Genomic DNA, 301 nt, shown 5'->3' with positions numbered 1-301 from the left:
TGCAATAGTAAATGCAACCAAATAGATACCAAACGCTTACCTGCTAACAGGACTTTTAATCAATGCCATAATTTTCTGCTATTTAGAGGAAGTTTGGTGTTATTTTGTGTCATAAAGTTAAGCTCACCATTTTACAGTTGACACTAACTCTTACAGTTAAATATTTTATTTGAAAATGCTGAAATAAAGATATATTTGTCCATAGAGTACTTTCTGTAAACCCTAAAAGAATCTTTAAAAAATACTGAAACAGTCGAAACAAAACATACTACAAAACTTCGTATGAAAAGCATGCATACAA

It is taken from the genome of Bartonella sp. AA81SXKL (genome assembly GCF_042196945.1).
GTDB lineage: Bacteria > Pseudomonadota > Alphaproteobacteria > Rhizobiales > Rhizobiaceae > Bartonella.
This window is presented reverse-complemented; position numbering follows the sequence as displayed.